The 15,373-nt window shown below is 64.4% G+C and carries 16 protein-coding genes; 3 read left to right on the top strand and 13 right to left on the bottom strand.

Annotated elements, in window-relative coordinates; all coding sequences use genetic code 11:
• Nucleotides 1-5: 5 nt before the first annotated feature.
• The 3 genes from LK409_RS08080 to LK409_RS08070 all read right to left on the bottom strand — a co-directional run bounded on the left by LK409_RS08080 (nucleotide 6) and on the right by LK409_RS08070 (nucleotide 2,735).
• Nucleotides 6-470 carry a MaoC family dehydratase gene (locus LK409_RS08080; protein WP_010928319.1) on the bottom strand — a complete coding sequence of 155 codons (465 nt, stop codon included), beginning with the start codon at nucleotides 468-470 and terminating at the stop codon, nucleotides 6-8.
• Nucleotides 471-474: 4 nt separating this feature from the next.
• Nucleotides 475-1,446 (bottom strand): Bug family tripartite tricarboxylate transporter substrate binding protein, encoded by a 972-nt coding sequence (locus tag LK409_RS08075; RefSeq protein ID WP_059565428.1) that lies wholly within the window; start codon nucleotides 1,444-1,446, stop codon nucleotides 475-477.
• 65 nt (nucleotides 1,447-1,511) lie between these two features.
• Nucleotides 1,512-2,735: a CaiB/BaiF CoA transferase family protein gene (locus LK409_RS08070; RefSeq protein WP_010928317.1), complete on the bottom strand. Its 1,224-nt coding sequence runs from the start codon at nucleotides 2,733-2,735 to the stop codon at nucleotides 1,512-1,514.
• A 278-nt stretch (nucleotides 2,736-3,013) separates the two neighbouring features.
• Here LK409_RS08070 and LK409_RS08065 point away from each other — a divergent pair, with 278 nt between their 5' ends.
• A complete protein-coding gene (locus tag LK409_RS08065) occupies nucleotides 3,014-3,913 on the top strand; it encodes a LysR family transcriptional regulator (protein WP_349303756.1) in 900 nt (299 codons plus the stop codon).
• A 131-nt stretch (nucleotides 3,914-4,044) separates the two neighbouring features.
• Here LK409_RS08065 and lon read toward each other — a convergent pair whose 3' ends face one another.
• From lon to tig, 4 genes are all read right to left on the bottom strand, one after another.
• On the bottom strand, nucleotides 4,045-6,498 hold the full coding sequence (lon, locus tag LK409_RS08060; protein ID WP_003812504.1) for an endopeptidase La: 2,454 nt from the start codon (nucleotides 6,496-6,498) through the stop codon (nucleotides 4,045-4,047).
• Between the two features lie 188 nt (nucleotides 6,499-6,686).
• Nucleotides 6,687-7,991 carry an ATP-dependent Clp protease ATP-binding subunit ClpX gene (gene clpX / locus LK409_RS08055; RefSeq protein WP_010926436.1) on the bottom strand — a complete coding sequence of 435 codons (1,305 nt, stop codon included), beginning with the start codon at nucleotides 7,989-7,991 and terminating at the stop codon, nucleotides 6,687-6,689.
• A 104-nt stretch (nucleotides 7,992-8,095) separates the two neighbouring features.
• A complete protein-coding gene (gene clpP / locus LK409_RS08050; protein ID WP_003812508.1) occupies nucleotides 8,096-8,749 on the bottom strand; it encodes an ATP-dependent Clp endopeptidase proteolytic subunit ClpP in 654 nt (217 codons plus the stop codon).
• A gap of 2 nt (nucleotides 8,750-8,751) precedes the next feature.
• Complete coding sequence (gene tig, locus LK409_RS08045; protein ID WP_010928315.1) at nucleotides 8,752-10,062, bottom strand: trigger factor; 1,311 nt, start codon at nucleotides 10,060-10,062, stop codon at nucleotides 8,752-8,754.
• 196 nt (nucleotides 10,063-10,258) lie between these two features.
• Between tig and LK409_RS08040 the strand changes: the two genes are divergently transcribed.
• Complete coding sequence (locus LK409_RS08040; RefSeq protein ID WP_033448628.1) at nucleotides 10,259-10,819, top strand: TIGR00645 family protein; 561 nt, start codon at nucleotides 10,259-10,261, stop codon at nucleotides 10,817-10,819.
• Nucleotides 10,820-10,916: 97 nt separating this feature from the next.
• Here LK409_RS08040 and LK409_RS08035 read toward each other — a convergent pair whose 3' ends face one another.
• The 6 genes from LK409_RS08035 to phg form a co-directional block, all read right to left on the bottom strand.
• A complete protein-coding gene (locus LK409_RS08035; protein WP_003812516.1) occupies nucleotides 10,917-11,123 on the bottom strand; it encodes a cold-shock protein in 207 nt (68 codons plus the stop codon).
• A 345-nt stretch (nucleotides 11,124-11,468) separates the two neighbouring features.
• Nucleotides 11,469-12,035, bottom strand: a complete 567-nt coding sequence (locus tag LK409_RS08030) for a DUF924 family protein (RefSeq protein WP_010928314.1) — start codon at nucleotides 12,033-12,035, stop codon at nucleotides 11,469-11,471.
• Between the two features lie 83 nt (nucleotides 12,036-12,118).
• Entirely contained in the window at nucleotides 12,119-12,322 is a 204-nt protein-coding gene (locus LK409_RS08025) for a cold-shock protein (RefSeq protein WP_010930551.1), read from the bottom strand.
• Nucleotides 12,323-12,628: 306 nt separating this feature from the next.
• Nucleotides 12,629-12,949, bottom strand: a complete 321-nt coding sequence (locus LK409_RS08020) for a hypothetical protein (protein ID WP_003812524.1) — start codon at nucleotides 12,947-12,949, stop codon at nucleotides 12,629-12,631.
• Between the two features lie 41 nt (nucleotides 12,950-12,990).
• Complete coding sequence (locus LK409_RS08015) at nucleotides 12,991-13,272, bottom strand: membrane protein (RefSeq protein WP_003812526.1); 282 nt, start codon at nucleotides 13,270-13,272, stop codon at nucleotides 12,991-12,993.
• A gap of 74 nt (nucleotides 13,273-13,346) precedes the next feature.
• Nucleotides 13,347-14,594 carry an autotransporter Phg gene (gene phg, locus LK409_RS08010; protein WP_010928313.1) on the bottom strand — a complete coding sequence of 416 codons (1,248 nt, stop codon included), beginning with the start codon at nucleotides 14,592-14,594 and terminating at the stop codon, nucleotides 13,347-13,349.
• A gap of 382 nt (nucleotides 14,595-14,976) precedes the next feature.
• Between phg and LK409_RS08005 the strand changes: the two genes are divergently transcribed.
• Nucleotides 14,977-15,306 carry a DUF4148 domain-containing protein gene (locus LK409_RS08005; RefSeq protein ID WP_003812529.1) on the top strand — a complete coding sequence of 110 codons (330 nt, stop codon included), beginning with the start codon at nucleotides 14,977-14,979 and terminating at the stop codon, nucleotides 15,304-15,306.
• The last annotated feature ends 67 nt before the right edge of the window (nucleotides 15,307-15,373 follow it).

The raw sequence follows: 15,373 nt of genomic DNA, 5'->3' as shown, positions 1-15,373 counted from the left end.
CGCGCTCAATAACGCAGTTGCATCAGCCACTCGGCCACCATCGCCGGCCGCTCGGCGCCCGCCACGCGCACGTCGACCTCCCACAGGCACCGCGCTTCGTCCGGCCCCAGGTCGTCGACCCGCGCCAAGCGGAAGCTGCCGACCAGGGCCGAACCGCTGGGCACCGGCGCGGGAAACCGCACCTTGTCGAAGCCGTAGTTCAGCGCCAGCTTGCGGCCGGGAAACTCGAACAGCTGGTGGTACCACCCCGTGATCAACGAAAGCGTGAGCAAGCCGTGGGCAATGGTGGTGCCGAACGGCGACTCGGCGGCGGCCCGGACCGGATCCACATGGATCCACTGCCTGTCGTGCACGACGTCGCCGAACGTATCGATGGCGGACTGATCGACGACGATGGGCTGGCCCACGGCCGCCGGCTGTCCGGCAAAGGCCTTGAGGGCCGCGATGGAATCGAAGCTGTTTTTTTTCATGGCATCAATCCGCCCGTACGCCGAGCGACTTGGCCAACGGCACCCACTGTTTGCGCTCGGCATCGATGAAGCGGGCGAAATCCTGCTGCGAGCCCGGCATGGGCTGCGCACCGATGCGGCGCAGCTTGTCGATCAGTTCCTGCTTTTGCAGTGCCTGGTTGATCGCCTTGTTCATCGCGCCGATGGACGAATCGGGCGTGCCGGCGCGCGCCATCACGCCGAACCACACCGCGGCCTCCAGGCCGGGATACCCCAGTTCTTTCGCGGTGGGCACGTCGCGCAGCTGCGGAAAGCGCTGATCGTCCAGGATCGCCAGCGGCACGATGCGGCCCGACTCGGCCTGGGCCATGCACGACGGCAAGGCGTCGAACATGATGTCGATGTTCCCGCCCATCAGGCTGGTGATGGCGGGCGCGCTGGCCTTGAACGGCACGTGCGTCACCTTGAAGCCCATCTGGCTGGCGGCGTACTCGCCCGCCAGGTGGGTGATGTTGCCGCTGCTGGCCGAGCCCATGGTCAGCTTGCCGGCCTCGCGCTTGCCCAGCTCGGCCAGGGCCTTCACGTCGGCGGTGCCCAGGTCCTTGCGCGTCACCAGCAGGAGCGGCGCCTTGCCCATGCCGGCGACGGGAACGAAATCCTTGGCGGGGTCATAGGACATCTTTTCATAGATGGCCTGATTGATGACGATGGGTGCGTTGGAGCCCACGAAGAAGGTCGCGCCGTCCGGCGCCGCCTGCAGGACGGATTCGGCGGCGATCATTCCGCCCGCGCCGCCCTTGTTCTCGATGACGATGGGCGTGCCCAGGATGGCGCCGGCATCGTTGGCCACCAGCCGGGCAATCTGATCGGCGGCGCCGCCCGCCGGGTAAGGCACCACCAGCCGGATCGACGAGGGTTTGGCCTGGGCGTGCGCGCCCGCGGCGCAGACCGCCAACGCGGCCGCCAGGGCCGCGCGGATGAAGGTGTGTCGCAGCATACTGTCTCCTTTTTTCTTTGGTGAAACACGGGAAAACCGCCGGATCGCGGCGATGGCGCGCGGGCTCAGATCGCGCCCCGCGCCCGCAATTCGGCAATGCGCGCCGGCGCCAGGCCAAGCCACTGGGCCAGCACACTGTCGGTGTGCTCGCCCAGCAACGGGGCGGAGCGGCCGTACTGGATCGGGGTGTCGGACAGGCGTATGGGGCTGGCCACCGCAGGCGCCTGCACGCCGGCGCTGTGCGGCAACGACAAACGCATGCCGCGATGCTGCACGTGCGGGTCTTCGAACATCTGCTGCATGTTGTAGATGGGGCCGCAAGGCACATTGGCGGCTTCCATGAGCGCGCCCCACTCCTGCATGGTGCGCGCCAGCATGGCCTGGGCAATTTCGGGAATGAGCGTGTCGCAGTTGCGGTTGCGCTGTCCGGGCGTGGCGTAGCGCTCGTCCGTGGCCAGGTCGTCGCGCTCGATCAGCTTGCACAGGGCGCGGTACTGGCCATCGTTGCCCACCGCCACGATGACATCGCCCTCTTTGCAGCGGAATACCTGGTACGGCACCATGTTCGAGTGGGCATTGCCCATGCGCCGCGGAATCTTGCCCGACAGGAAGTGGTTGATGGCCTGATACGAGCTGATGCTGACCACGCAATCGAGCAAGGACATATCGACATGCTGCCCCGTCCCGCTGACGTGCCGGCGCTCCAGCGCGGCCAGGATGGCGGTCGTGGCATACATGCCCGTCAGCAAGTCGCTGATGGCAATGCCGACCTTCATGGGCTCGTCGCCCGGCGTGCCTTCCGGCTGGCCGGTAATGCTCATCAACCCGCCCATGCCCTGGAAGACGAAGTCATAGCCCGGCAGCGAGGCGTAGGGACCGTCCTGGCCGAAGCCCGTGATCGAGCAATACACCAGCCGGGGGTTGATCGCTTTCAGGCTTTCGTAGTCCAGGCCGTAGCGCGCCAGGGTCCCGACCTTGTAGTTTTCCACCACCACGTCGGCCGTGGCGGCCAGGTCGCGGATCAGGGCCTGGCCGTCCGGGTGCGCCAGGTCCACCGTGATGGATTTCTTGCCGCGGTTGGCGGCCAGGAAATACGACGAATCGGCGGTCTCGTTCCCCTCGCTGTCCTTCAGGAACGGCGGCCCCCAGGCGCGGGTGTCATCGCCCACCCGCGGGCGTTCGACCTTGACCACCTCCGCGCCCATGTCCGCCAGCGTCTGGGTCGCCCAGGGGCCGGCCAGGATGCGGGTCAAGTCCAGGACCTTGATGTGTCCGAGCGCCGTGTCCATGTCTGTGTCGCCTCCATGATTCGTTGGCGCTCATCTTAGGAACGGCATCCCATCCTAGTCTAATATTATTTCAATCAAATTTGATATACGTTGCATATCAAATATCTGGTGATCTACACTGCTATCCGCTGATTTCTGCTGATCACGGGAACTACTCGCATGCCATCTAGGTATCAACTCAGCCAAAGTGATATTGAGTACGCGTCGCCCACCCCGAAGGGGCTCCCATGACCGATCCGACCATACCGGCCGGCGCGGGCGACGCGCCCGCCGACCCCATGCTGGACTTACGGCGGGTACGCCAATTCGTGACCCTGGGCGAGACGCTGAATTTCCGGCGCGCCGCCGACCGGCTGCACATGACCCAGCCGCCGCTGACCGTGGCCATCCAGAAACTCGAGGCCGAGCTCGGCACCCGCCTGTTCGAGCGCGGGGGCTCGGGCGGCGTCTCGCTCACCCCAGGCGGGCATGCGGCCCTGGCCGAGGCGCGCCGGCTGCTGTTTCATAACGCCCAGTTGCTGGCGGCGGCGCGCGCCGCCTCCTCGGGCACCGGCGGCGCCCTGAAAGTGGGCTTCGTGGGCTCCACGACCAACGGCGTGCTGCAGCGCATCGTGCGACTGTTCCGCGCCGAGTATCCTGGCGTCGAGCTGGTGCTGAAGGAAGGCACCTCGGTGCGCATCGCCGAGCGCGTCGACAGCGGCGATCTCGACGTCGGGCTGGTGCGCACGCCGCTGTTGACGCCGTCGCGCGCGCGCCTGGCGCCGCTGCTGGCCGAAGATTTCGTCGCGGCCCTGCCGCTGGGCAATCCGCTGGCGCAGAAGGCCGACATCAGGATGGAAGAACTGGCGACCGAATCGTTCGTGTTCTATTCCCGCGAAGACGCCGCCGGCCTGCACGCCACGGCCATGCTGGCCTGCCAACGGGCCGGCTTCCTGCCCCGGGTCACGCAAGAAGCCACGCAGGTGCAGACCGTGCTGTCGCTGGTCGAAAGCGGCCTGGGCGTGGCGCTGGTGCCGGCGGTCATGCAATACAACCCCAGCCCGCGCGTGGCCTACCGGGCCATCGCCGACGTCTCGCCGGCGGCCGAAATCGGCCTGGCCCTGCTGCTGCCCGAGCCATCCAGCGCCGCGGCGCAGCGCTTTCGCGAAGTCGCGCTGCATTGCTTCGGCGACGACTGAACCCGCCCCCGCCGGCCACGCATTGCCGGGCTGGAACCGCCGAACCCGCGGATAGCCGAAAAAAAACCGGGCCCGGATGATCCGGGCCCGGTTTTGCGGGTCGCTGGCCACCGGCCTGAGCCGGCGTCGGCTCAGTGCTTCATGACCGGATCGGCGGCGCCGGCCTCCGCGGGCTTGGCCACGATGGCTTCCTTGACGGCTTCTTCCTCGGACAGCGGCTCGGGCATGCGCTCCAGCGCAAGCTCCAGCACCTTGTCGATCCAGCGCACCGGAACGATCTCCAGGAAGTTCTTCACGTTATCCGGAATCTCGGCCAGATCCTTGACGTTCTCCTCGGGAATCAGCACCGTCTTGATACCGCCACGATGCGCGGCCAACAGCTTTTCCTTCAGGCCGCCGATGGGCAACACCTCGCCGCGCAGCGTGATCTCGCCCGTCATGGCGACGTCGGCGCGCACCGGAATGCGCGACAGCGCCGACACCATGGCGGTGGTGATGGCGATACCCGCCGACGGGCCGTCCTTGGGCGTGGCGCCCTCGGGCACGTGGACGTGCATGTCGTGCTTCTCGAACACGCTGTCGGCGAACCCCAGCCGGCGCGCCCGCGAACGCACCACGGTGCGTGCGGCCTCGACCGACTCCTTCATGACGTCGCCCAGCGAACCGGTGCGCTGGATATTGCCCTTGCCGGGCATGTCCGCGACTTCGATGGTGAGCAGATCGCCGCCCACTTCGGTCCATGCAAGGCCGGTCACCTGGCCGATCTGGTTTTCCTTTTCGGCCATGCCGAAGGTATAGCGGCGCACGCCCAGGAAATCGTTGAGGTTGTCGCCGTTGACCAGCACCGTTTGCGCCTCGGCGGTCTTGTTGCCGGCCGCCTTGGCTTCATCGCTCTTGATCAGCAGTTGCTTGACGACCTTGCGACAGATCTTGCCGACCTCGCGCTCCAGCGCCCGCACGCCCGCCTCGCGGGTGTAGTAGCGCACGATATCGCGCAGCGCGGAATCGTCCACCGTCAGCTCGTTGTCCTTGACGCCGTTGTTCTTCATCAGCTTCGGCAGCAAGTGGTCGCGAGCAATGTGGATCTTCTCTTCCTCGGTGTAGCCGGACAGGCGGATCACTTCCATCCGGTCCAGCAGGGCCGGCGGGATGTTCAAGGTATTGCTGGTGGCCACGAACATCACATCGGACAGGTCGAAGTCGACCTCGATGTAGTGGTCCTGGAACGTGTGGTTCTGCTCCGGATCCAGCACCTCGAGCAGCGCCGACGACGGATCGCCACGGAAGTCCATGCCCAGCTTGTCGATCTCGTCCAGCAGGAACAACGGATTGCGCACGCCGACCTTGGACATGTTCTGCAGGATCTTGCCCGGCATCGAACCGATATAGGTACGGCGGTGGCCACGGATCTCGGCCTCGTCGCGCACGCCGCCCAGCGCCATGCGCACGAACTTGCGGTTGGTCGCCTTGGCGATCGACTGGCCGAGCGAGGTCTTGCCCACGCCCGGGGGGCCCACCAGGCACAGGATCGGCGCCTTGACCTTGTCCACGCGCTGTTGCACGGCAAGGTACTCGAGAATGCGTTCCTTGACCTTTTCCAGCCCGTAGTGGTCGTCGTCGAGCACCCGCTCGGCATTGCCGATCGAGTTGTTGATCTTGCTCTTTCTCTTCCAGGGCAGGTTGATCAGCGTATCGATGTAGTTGCGCACCACCGTCGCTTCCGCCGACATGGGCGACATCAGCTTCAGTTTCTTGAGCTCGCCATCGGCCTTCTTGCGCGCCTCCTTGGGCATATGCGCGGCGATGATCTTCTTCTCGAGCTCTTCGATGTCGGCGCCTTCCTCGCCTTCGCCCAACTCCTTCTGAATGGCCTTGACCTGCTCATTCAAGTAGTAGTCGCGCTGGCTTTTCTCCATCTGCTTTTTGACGCGCCCGCGGATCCGCTTCTCGACCTGCAGGATGTCGATCTCGGTTTCCAGCTGGGTCAGCAGCCCTTCCAGGCGCTCGGCGGTCACGACGACCTCGAGCATCTTCTGTTTCTGCTCCAGCTTGAGCGGCAGATGCGCGGCGATGGTGTCGGCCAGGCGGCCGGCGTCGTCGATACCGGCCAGCGAGGTCAGGATCTCGGGCGGAATCTTCTTGTTCAGCTTCACATACTGCTCGAACTGCGCGACGATGGCGCGGCGCAGCGCCTCGGTCTCCGAACCCTGCAGGGTATCGGGCTCGATCGGCGTCACCTGGCAGGTGAAATGCGAATCGACGTCTTCGATGCTGTCGATGCGGGCGCGCTGGGTGCCCTCGACCAGCACCTTGACGGTGCCGTCGGGCAGCTTGAGCATCTGCAGGATGCTCGCCACGCAGCCGATCTCATAGACGTCCTCGGGAGTCGGGTCATCCTTGCCGGCGGACTTCTGCGCCACCAGCATGATGCTCTTGCCCGCTTCCATCGCCACCTCCAGCGCGCGGATCGAGCGCGGGCGGCCGACAAACAGCGGAATAACCATGTGCGGAAACACGACAACATCGCGCAGCGGCAACAACGGCAGGTCAATCGGGTCGGAAGACAGGGTCTGACTGGCAGACATAGGGGGGTTCCTCGGTATGACTCGGCGTAATGGGGGACGGGGCAAGGGCAGACCCAGGTCTCCACGTCGGTTACGTCTGATATGGGAACAATAGCCGAAAATTCAAGCGCTCGGCATCCAGATAGCGGGAAGATGCAAAAAAACCCGTTACAAACGGGTTTTCTTGCAATGGCGGCCGGGATCGAAGATCAAGCCGCCGCGTCACGGACCTCGCCACGCCCGGCCTTCTCGCCAGAGGCGGCTTCGGATTCGTCGGCGTAGATCAACAGGGGCTTGCCGTCGCCCTCGACGGCATTGGCCTCGAGCACCACGCGGCTGACGTTGCCTTGCGACGGCAGGTCATACATGGTGTCCAGCAGCGCGCCCTCCAGGATGGAGCGCAGGCCGCGCGCCCCCGTCTTGCGCTTGAGCGCCTTGCGGGAGATCGCCTTCAGCGCATCCGGCCGCACGTCGAGTTCCGCGCCTTCCATGGCGAACAGCTTCTGGAACTGCTTGACCAGCGCGTTCTTGGGTTCGGTCAGGATCTGCACCAGCGCGGCCTCGTCCAGCTCGTCCAGCGTGGCGACCACGGGCAGGCGGCCGACCAGTTCGGGGATCAGGCCGAACTTGATCAAGTCCTCGGGCTCGGCCTCGCTGAAGAGCTCGCCCACGCCGCGCTCGGACTTGGCGCGCACCGCCGCCGAAAACCCGATGCCCGATTTCTCGGTGCGGTCGCGGATGACCTTTTCCAGGCCGTCGAAGGCGCCGCCGACGATGAACAGGATGTTGGTGGTGTCGACCTGGACGAAGTCCTGGTTGGGATGCTTGCGGCCGCCCTGCGGGGGCACCGAAGCGACCGTGCCTTCGATCAGCTTGAGCAGCGCCTGCTGCACGCCCTCGCCCGATACGTCGCGGGTGATCGACGGGTTGTCAGACTTGCGCGAAATCTTGTCGATCTCATCGATGTAGATGATGGCGCGCTGCGCCTTCTCGACATCGTAGTTGCAGTTCTGCAACAGCTTCTGGATGATGTTCTCGACGTCCTCGCCGACGTAGCCGGCCTCGGTCAGGGTCGTGGCATCGGCCATGACGAACGGCACGTTGAGCATGCGCGCCAGCGTCTGCGCCAGCAGCGTCTTGCCCGACCCGGTCGGGCCGATCAGCATGATGTTGCTCTTGGAGAGCTCGACTTCGTCGCCCTTGATCTCGCCGTGGCGGATACGCTTGTAGTGGTTGTAGACCGCCACCGCCAGCATGCGCTTGGGGCTGGTCTGGCCAATCACGTACTGGTCGAGAAAGGTCTTGATTTCGGCCGGGGTGGGCAGCTCGGAGCGAATGGCAGCGCGCGCGGTAGCCTGCGCTTCCTCGCGGATGATGTCGTTGCAAAGGTCTATGCATTCATCACAGATGAATACCGAAGGACCTGCAATCAGCTTGCGGACTTCGTGCTGGCTCTTGTTGCAAAACGAGCAATGCAGCACTTTTGCGTCTGCCGATCCCTTTTTTTCAGGCATAAGTGTTTCGTATCTCTGGTGAAGACGCGCCAGCCGGATGAGGGCCGGCGCGATCAACGCTTATCGAACATGACGGCAGTGCCAGGGTCCTGCAAGCGCGCCGATCAGGTCTGCGCGCGAGAGGTCAGAACCTTGTCCACCAGACCATACGATACCGCATCTTCGGCGGACATGAAGTTGTCACGCTCGGTGTCTACCGCGATGCGCTCGACCGGCTGGCCGGTATTCTCGGCCAGGATGCGGTTCAGGCGCTCGCGCAGATCCAGGATTTCGCGCGCCTGGATCTGGATATCGCTGGCCTGCCCCTGGGCGCCGCCCGAGGGCTGGTGAATCATGATGCGGGAATTGGGCAGCGTGAACCGCTTGCCCTTCTTCCCCGCCGCCAGCAGGAATGCGCCCATGCTGGCGGCCAGCCCGGTGCACAGCGTCGACACATCGGGCTTGATGAACTGCATGGTGTCGTAGATGGCCATGCCCGCGTACACCGACCCGCCGGGCGAGTTGATGTAGAACGAGATGTCCTTGTCGGGGTTCTCCGATTCCAGGAACAGCAACTGGGCCACGACCAGGTTGGCCGTGTTGTCGTTGACCGGCCCGACCAGGAAGATCAGGCGCTCACGCAACAGCCGCGAGTAAATGTCATAGGCACGCTCGCCCCGGCCCGATTGCTCGATGACCATCGGGATGTAGCCCAGGCCGGTGGGCGTCACCGACGACCCGCCGTGCATTGCCGCATAGAAATCGGTGAAACGCTGCATGGTTATGCCATCCCCATCAACTGATCAAAAGGCACCTTCTCGTCGGCGACCTTGGCGTTCTCGAGCACGTGGGCGACCACGTTATCCTCGAGCACGATCGCCTCGATTTCAGCGCGGCGCTGGCGGTCGGCCAGGTAGTAGCTGACGACCTGGGCCGGCTGTTCGTAATTCTGCGCGAACTCCTCGATGCGCGCGCGCACCTGCTCGGGCTTGGCCTGCAGCTGGGCCTGCTTGACCAGTTCGGAGACCAGCAGCCCCAGGCGCACACGGCGCTCGGACTCGGTCGAGAACACCTCGGCCGGCATCGGCACGGAATCGGCATTGGGCACGCCGCGCTGCTTGAGCTCTTCGCGGGCAGCGGCGATACGGCCTTCCACGTCGCTGTCGACCAGCGCCTTGGGCACGTCGAACTTGCCGGCCTCGACCAGCGCATCCATCACGCTGCCCTTGGTGCGGCCTTGCAGGCGCGCCTTGACTTCGCGTTCGATGTTGGTCCGGATGTCGGCCTTCAGCTTTTCGACATCGCCTTCGGCCTGGCCGAGCGACTTGGCGAATTCGGCATCGACCTCGGGCAGCACGCCTTCGGCGACTTCCTTGACGGTGACGGTGAACTCGGCCGTCTTGCCGGCGACTTCCTTGCCCTGGTAGTCGTCAGGGAACTTGAGCGGGAACACCTTGCTCTCGCCGGCCTTCAGGCCGAGCGCGGCTTCCTCGAATTCGGGCAGCATGCGGCCCTGGCCCAGCACGAACGGGAAGTCCTCGGCCTTGCCGCCTTCGAAGGGCACGCCGTCGATCGTGCCGGCAAAGTCCAGCACGACGCGGTCGCCGTCCTGCGAGGCGCGGCCTTCGCGGGTTTCGAACTTGGCGCGTTGCTTGCGCAGCACGTCGAGCGTCTGGTTGACTTCGGCGTCGGTGACCGGGGTGTCGTAGCGGGTGACGGCCAGCGCCGACAGGTCCGGCACGGTGACTTCCGGGTACACCTCGAACGTGGCGGTGAACGCCAGCGTGTCGTCGGCGACGCCTTCGGTCTTGGGAGTGAGGGTGGGCGAACCGGCGACGCGCAGCTTGGCGCCGTCGACGGCTTGTTCGAAAGCGCGGCCGACCAGACTGTTGATCACGTCGTAGCGGATGCCGGGGCCATGGCTGCGCTCGAGCATCGCCAGCGGCGCCTTGCCGGGACGAAAGCCGGCGACCTTGGCCGTGCGGCCCACGCGCTTCAATTGCGCCTGGACTTCCTTTTCGACTTCGGCGACCGAGACGGCCAGATCAACACGGCGCTCCAGGCCGGAGAGGGTTTCAACCACAGGCTGCATTAAGAGACCTATTTTCCGAGAAAGAGGGAGATGATATAGCGGATAAACAGGTCATTTTACCGGAAACTCGCCGGGGACCGGAGCGCCCCGGGAAGCGCCCGGCGAGCAGCCGCGACGGGCCGCGCACGGCGCATCCGGGGACGGTAGAATTTCGCCCGCCCGAATTCTCCACACAACCATGGCTCGCAAACCTCCCATGCATCCCATCCAAGAACCCCGCCTCGGCCCGCTGCCCGCGCTGATCTTCAGTTCGCGCTGGCTGCAACTGCCGCTCTACCTGGGCCTGATCGTCGCCCAGGGCGTATACGTCCTGCTCTTCCTGAAGGAGTTGTGGCACCTGGTCACCCACACCCTGTCCTTCGGCGAGCAGGAAATCATGCTCATCGTGCTGGGCCTGATCGACGTGGTCATGATCTCCAACCTGCTCGTGATGGTCATCGTCGGCGGCTACGAAACCTTCGTCTCGCGCCTGCGCCTGGAAGGCCACCCCGACCAGCCGGAATGGCTCAGCCACGTCAACGCCAGCGTGCTCAAGGTCAAGCTGGCCATGGCCATCATCGGCATCTCGTCGATCCACCTGCTGCGCACCTTCATCGAGGCGAGCAACCTGGGCTCGCCCAATTCCCGCTTCACCGAAACCGGCGTGATGTGGCAGACCATCATCCACGTGGTCTTCATCCTGTCGGCGATCGGCATCGCGTATGTCGACCGCCTGACCAGCCAGTCCGTCGGGCACGGCGCCCATCCGTCGCACTGAATACGGCGCGCAACAAAAAGCCCCACTGCCGCGAGGCAATGGGGCTTTTTTCATGCGGCCCGCCGGAACTGCGCCGGCCGCGGCGACAACGGGGCCGTCAGGCGATGACTTTTATGTTCTTGGCGCTTGGCCCCTTGGGCCCTTGTCCCACCTCGAAGGATACGCGCTGATTCTCCTGCAGCGATTTGTAGCCCTCGCTGCGGATCTCGGAATAATGTGCAAAAAGATCTTTACTGCCGTCATCGGGCATAATGAATCCATAGCCCTTTTCGGCATTGAACCACTTGACGATACCGGTTGCCATGAAATGTCCTTGAACCTGTTTAGAGCGGTTGCTCGGGGCGCCAGATAATCAAGGATGGCATTGACCCCGCTAAACGGAGCTACGGCGACCAGAACACAAGACACCGCGTCGCTTGAAGATCTCGCCAGTTCAGTGTAGGAGTGATGCCCCGACAGGTCAATCGGCCTTACGCACCGGATCGCGGCCTTCCCCGCGCGCATGAACGTGCGCTTGCGGCCAGCCCGGCAAGCCCGCCGAAAGCGGAAAATTCCACACCAGAAAGCGACGTTACAACAGCATACAAAATTGAGGGAACTCGGCCAGAAAACGCGGTTTTTCAGCATCACGACTGAATATGCGAAGCCCTCAGCCGGAAAATCCGCCCTGGTCCAGAAACTGCTGTTCCTCGACGGTCGTGGCGCGGCCCAAGACAGTATTTCGATGCGGGAAACGCCCAAAGCGAGCAATAATATCGCGGTGAATTTCCGCCCAACGCAAGGTTTCGGCGTGCAGCGGCGCCATCAGGCTTACACACTGTTCCTGGGCCGCCAAATCTTCGGCATGTTCGAGCGGCATGTAATAGAACTGCCGCAAATCTTCCGGCCCCTGCCGGTCCAGCCCGGCCGCGATCGCCTGCTCGCAGATCTGCCGCGCCAGCCCGTCGGTGGCAAACATATGGCCGGTACCGCGATAGGCGTTACGCGGGAATTGATCCAGCAGAATCAGCAAGGCCAGCACCCCCTCGGCGCTGGCGGACCAGGCCATCAATTCCCCGCGCGCCGCCGCCATGTGCGCGGCTTCGAAACGCATGGTGAACGTACGGTCGAATTGCTCGTCCTTGGCATACCAGCGGGCGGGTCCCGCCTCGCGCCAGAACGCGAGAACGGTCGCCGCATCGGGCAAGGCTGCCGGGCCGGCCATCGAATCGGACATGTCGTGCTCCTGCGGAATTGGCCGCTTGGGCCAAGCAATGAAAAAGCCCCCTGGCGGGGGCTTTTATGGACACGCTCAGATTCTTACAGAATCTGGATCTTCGTCGCCTGAGGACCCTTCGGGCCCATCGCCGTCACGAAGCTGACGCGCTGATTCTCTTCCAACGACTTGAAGCCATTGGCCTGGATTTCCGAGAAGTGCGCGAACAAATCCTTGCCGCCCGCTTCCGGGGTGATGAAGCCATAACCTTTTTCCGCGTTGAACCACTTAACGACGCCGGTTTCCATACTGTATTTCCTAGAAATTAATGGGCCGAGACCCGGGACCACGAATCAATCAAGGAGGGGCAGTAGAACAATAACGCGGACGCCGGAGAAGGCACGGCACTGAACAAACATTGCAACGCTTGATTTCGTGTGTGCCGACACTATCGTCAGGTTCCCCTCACAAGTCAACATAATCCTAAAAAACGCGTGCCAATATTGCAACAAAGAGCAACTGCCGTGCCACGATGCTTATTTTTTGCGCAAATATTTGCGTCTCGGTAATGTGCTTATAAGGTGTGCGCATGACCCTCGGCCCGCCTGCGGCGGCTACTCGTCGACCGGCAAGCCCAGCAGGTCCAGCGCGGCGCCATAGCAGTCGCCGTCGGCGCAGAAGAACACCGCGACGTCGCCGGGATTCATATTCTCGATGACCTGATCGATCTCCATTTGCGCCCCGTCGACGCTGTCGACCGCCGCCGCGTGAATGTCGGCCCCCTCCTCCACGCGCTGGCGCGGCACGATGTCCGCGATGGCGTCCAGATCGGCAGGCCCCAGCACCACATAGGTGCCGATGGTCTGGCCATCCACGCGGGTTTCCAGGCAAACGCCATTGGCGAGTTCGGCAAGCAGGTGGCTGGAAATATCCATGATGATTGTCCAAGAAAAAGCCGGCGCGCCCGATGGCGCGCTCAGTGCGTCAGATGGCGCCGCCTTACGCGGCGCGTAACCAGTGTTGCCGCGCCGCCGATCATCAGGCAGAACATGAACGCGGCGATCGCCAGCAGGGGCGCGTAGGGGCCCACGTCCTCGCCTCGCGCGCCCAACAGCACCGCCACGCCGACCGCGATAGCCAGGCCCAGCATCGCGATGACGCTGTGGGCAAGCCGGCCCAGGCGTCCGAACAGCGCGCCACCGACCAGGGCCAACGCCACCAGCGCGGCCATGAACCAGAAAAAATCCTCGTAGACCATGAGATCGAAAGGCGGGCGCCTGGGAAGACCAACGGGCCGCCATTATAGGCGGCCCCGCGGCGCGGCCCGGCGCGCTAGAAGCGGTACGCGTAGCCGATGTTCAGCGACAGGTCCTGGCTGATATTGGCGCCGTGCCCATAGCGCAGATCCGCGTAGGCGCGATGCGCCCCCACGTCCAGCGCCGCGCCGGCGCCCAGCTGCCAGCGGCTGCCGGGCAGTTCGGCATCGTACGACTTGCCGCCGAAATCGACCGAGTCGTCGTGCGAGAACTCGTGCAGGTACGAGGCGCTGACATAAGGACGCAAGGTCGCGCCGCCGGCCAGGGTGAAATCCCGGCCGGCGCGCACGCCGGCCCGCCCCTGCACCGACGTCTGGCTGCTGCGCGAGTAGATCACCTGCGCCTGCGGCTCGACGAACCAGCGTTGCGGCAACCTGAAGTGATAGCCGGCCTCGACACTGCCCGTATACGTTGTATGCGATATATCGTCGTCGTAGTCGCCCAGCTCCAGCGGCAGGTCGAACGACACGGACTCGTCGATACGCCCCAGCTTGCTGACCGCATCGACGTAGAACCCGCCGTTGTCCACATAAGTCAGGTACGTGCCCAGGAACCGGCTTTCGATCCGGCCGTGCATGATGTCGTTGTCATCCATGCGGGCGCGCGAGACGCCGGCGTAGGCGCCCAGATAGAGCCGCCCCGTGTCCAGGCGCCAGCCATGGTCGGCGCCCAGCGTCAGGTACTCCACGCGCAGGTCGAACGCCGGTGTGTCCGGCGTATCGACCTTGAAGCGGTTCGCGCTGCCGCGCGCCCAGAAGGCGCCCTCGTCGTGGCCGCGGCGCAGATCGCCCTGGCGTTGCGCCAGGGTTCCCATCTCGGCGTCGAGCAGCAGCATCGATGCGCTCTGCCCCATCGCCACCGCCCGCGCGCTGCGCGCGGCGACCTCGGCCCGTACCGCCTGCTGCACCTGCCGGCGCGCCTGCCGTTCGAATTCGCGCTGCAGCCGCGCACGCTGCGCAGGCGTCAACGCCGCCAGCCCCTGCGTGATCTGCCCGGGTGTCAGCGCCTGCACATATTGCCGCAATTGCGCATCCGTCAGGCCTGACAGATAGGGGCGCAACAGCGCCGGCGCCAGCCACGACGCCTGCTGGCGCAGGGCATCGGACGGCAGGCCGGACAAATACTGCCGCACCTCGGCGGCGCCGAGTCCCGCGGGCAGCGGAGTCTGTGCCTGCGCCGGCGCGAGCGGCGCGACAGCCAGCGCGGCCAGCGCGCAGGCGCCGAGATAGCGGGGCAAACGTGCCAGGATGGAAGTCGGTTTCATTGCAGGTGCCGCCTTGTCAAAACTCGAAATATTTTCGATACAAAATACAAAATCGAATTTTAAAAAGTAAGCCAGCCGCCAAAGGGACGGAAACCAGGGCAATTCCGGCCCAGATCGCGAAATCGCCTGCCCGTGGCCGTGGCTCGCCCGCTCCCCGCAAGTCGTCGTCCTGCCCTAGTCGATCATTACATTCATGCAATGATCTGGTTTATTCCAAGAAATTAGGCCTAAAAATGGAATAATCTTTACCAAAAACCAGGGTTTATCCGGATGTCACGAGCGCGCACAATTCGGCCATTGGGAAACGAAACAACGAACTACGACGGAACAGAAAGCCCGCCGTGTCCGGAGTCCCACATCCAAGTGAACCGGAGGAATTGCCATGAAAACCCTTGCTACCGCCCTGATGCTGTCGCTCGGCCTGCTGAGCGCAGGCGCCCAGGCCGCGCCCAACGCCGAACCCAACAACCTGCCCTACCAGGGCGTCTACGGCCAGACCGACGCCAATGCGCCGACCCGCGCCCAGGTGCAGGCCGAACTGGCGCAAGCCAAGGCCAACGGCCAATACACGTTTGGCGAGCTGGAATATCCCGCCGCGCAGACCGGCAGCACCGCCGCCCCGAGCCGCGACCAGGTCAAGGCAGAACTGGCCCAGGCCAAGGCCAGCGGCCAATACACCTTCGGCGAACTCGACTACCCGCCCCGCAACTGAGCATCGGCCGGCCCCCCCCGGCCGGCGTTCGCGTGCGCAGTCGAACTGCCGCCATCCCCACAAGGGA

Origin of the sequence: Bordetella parapertussis (genome assembly GCF_020735925.1) — a bacterium.
Taxonomy (GTDB): Bacteria; Pseudomonadota; Gammaproteobacteria; order Burkholderiales; family Burkholderiaceae_B; genus Bordetella; species Bordetella pertussis.
The sequence above is the reverse complement of the archived record's forward strand: the minus strand, read 5'-3'. Positions and strand labels throughout refer to the sequence as shown.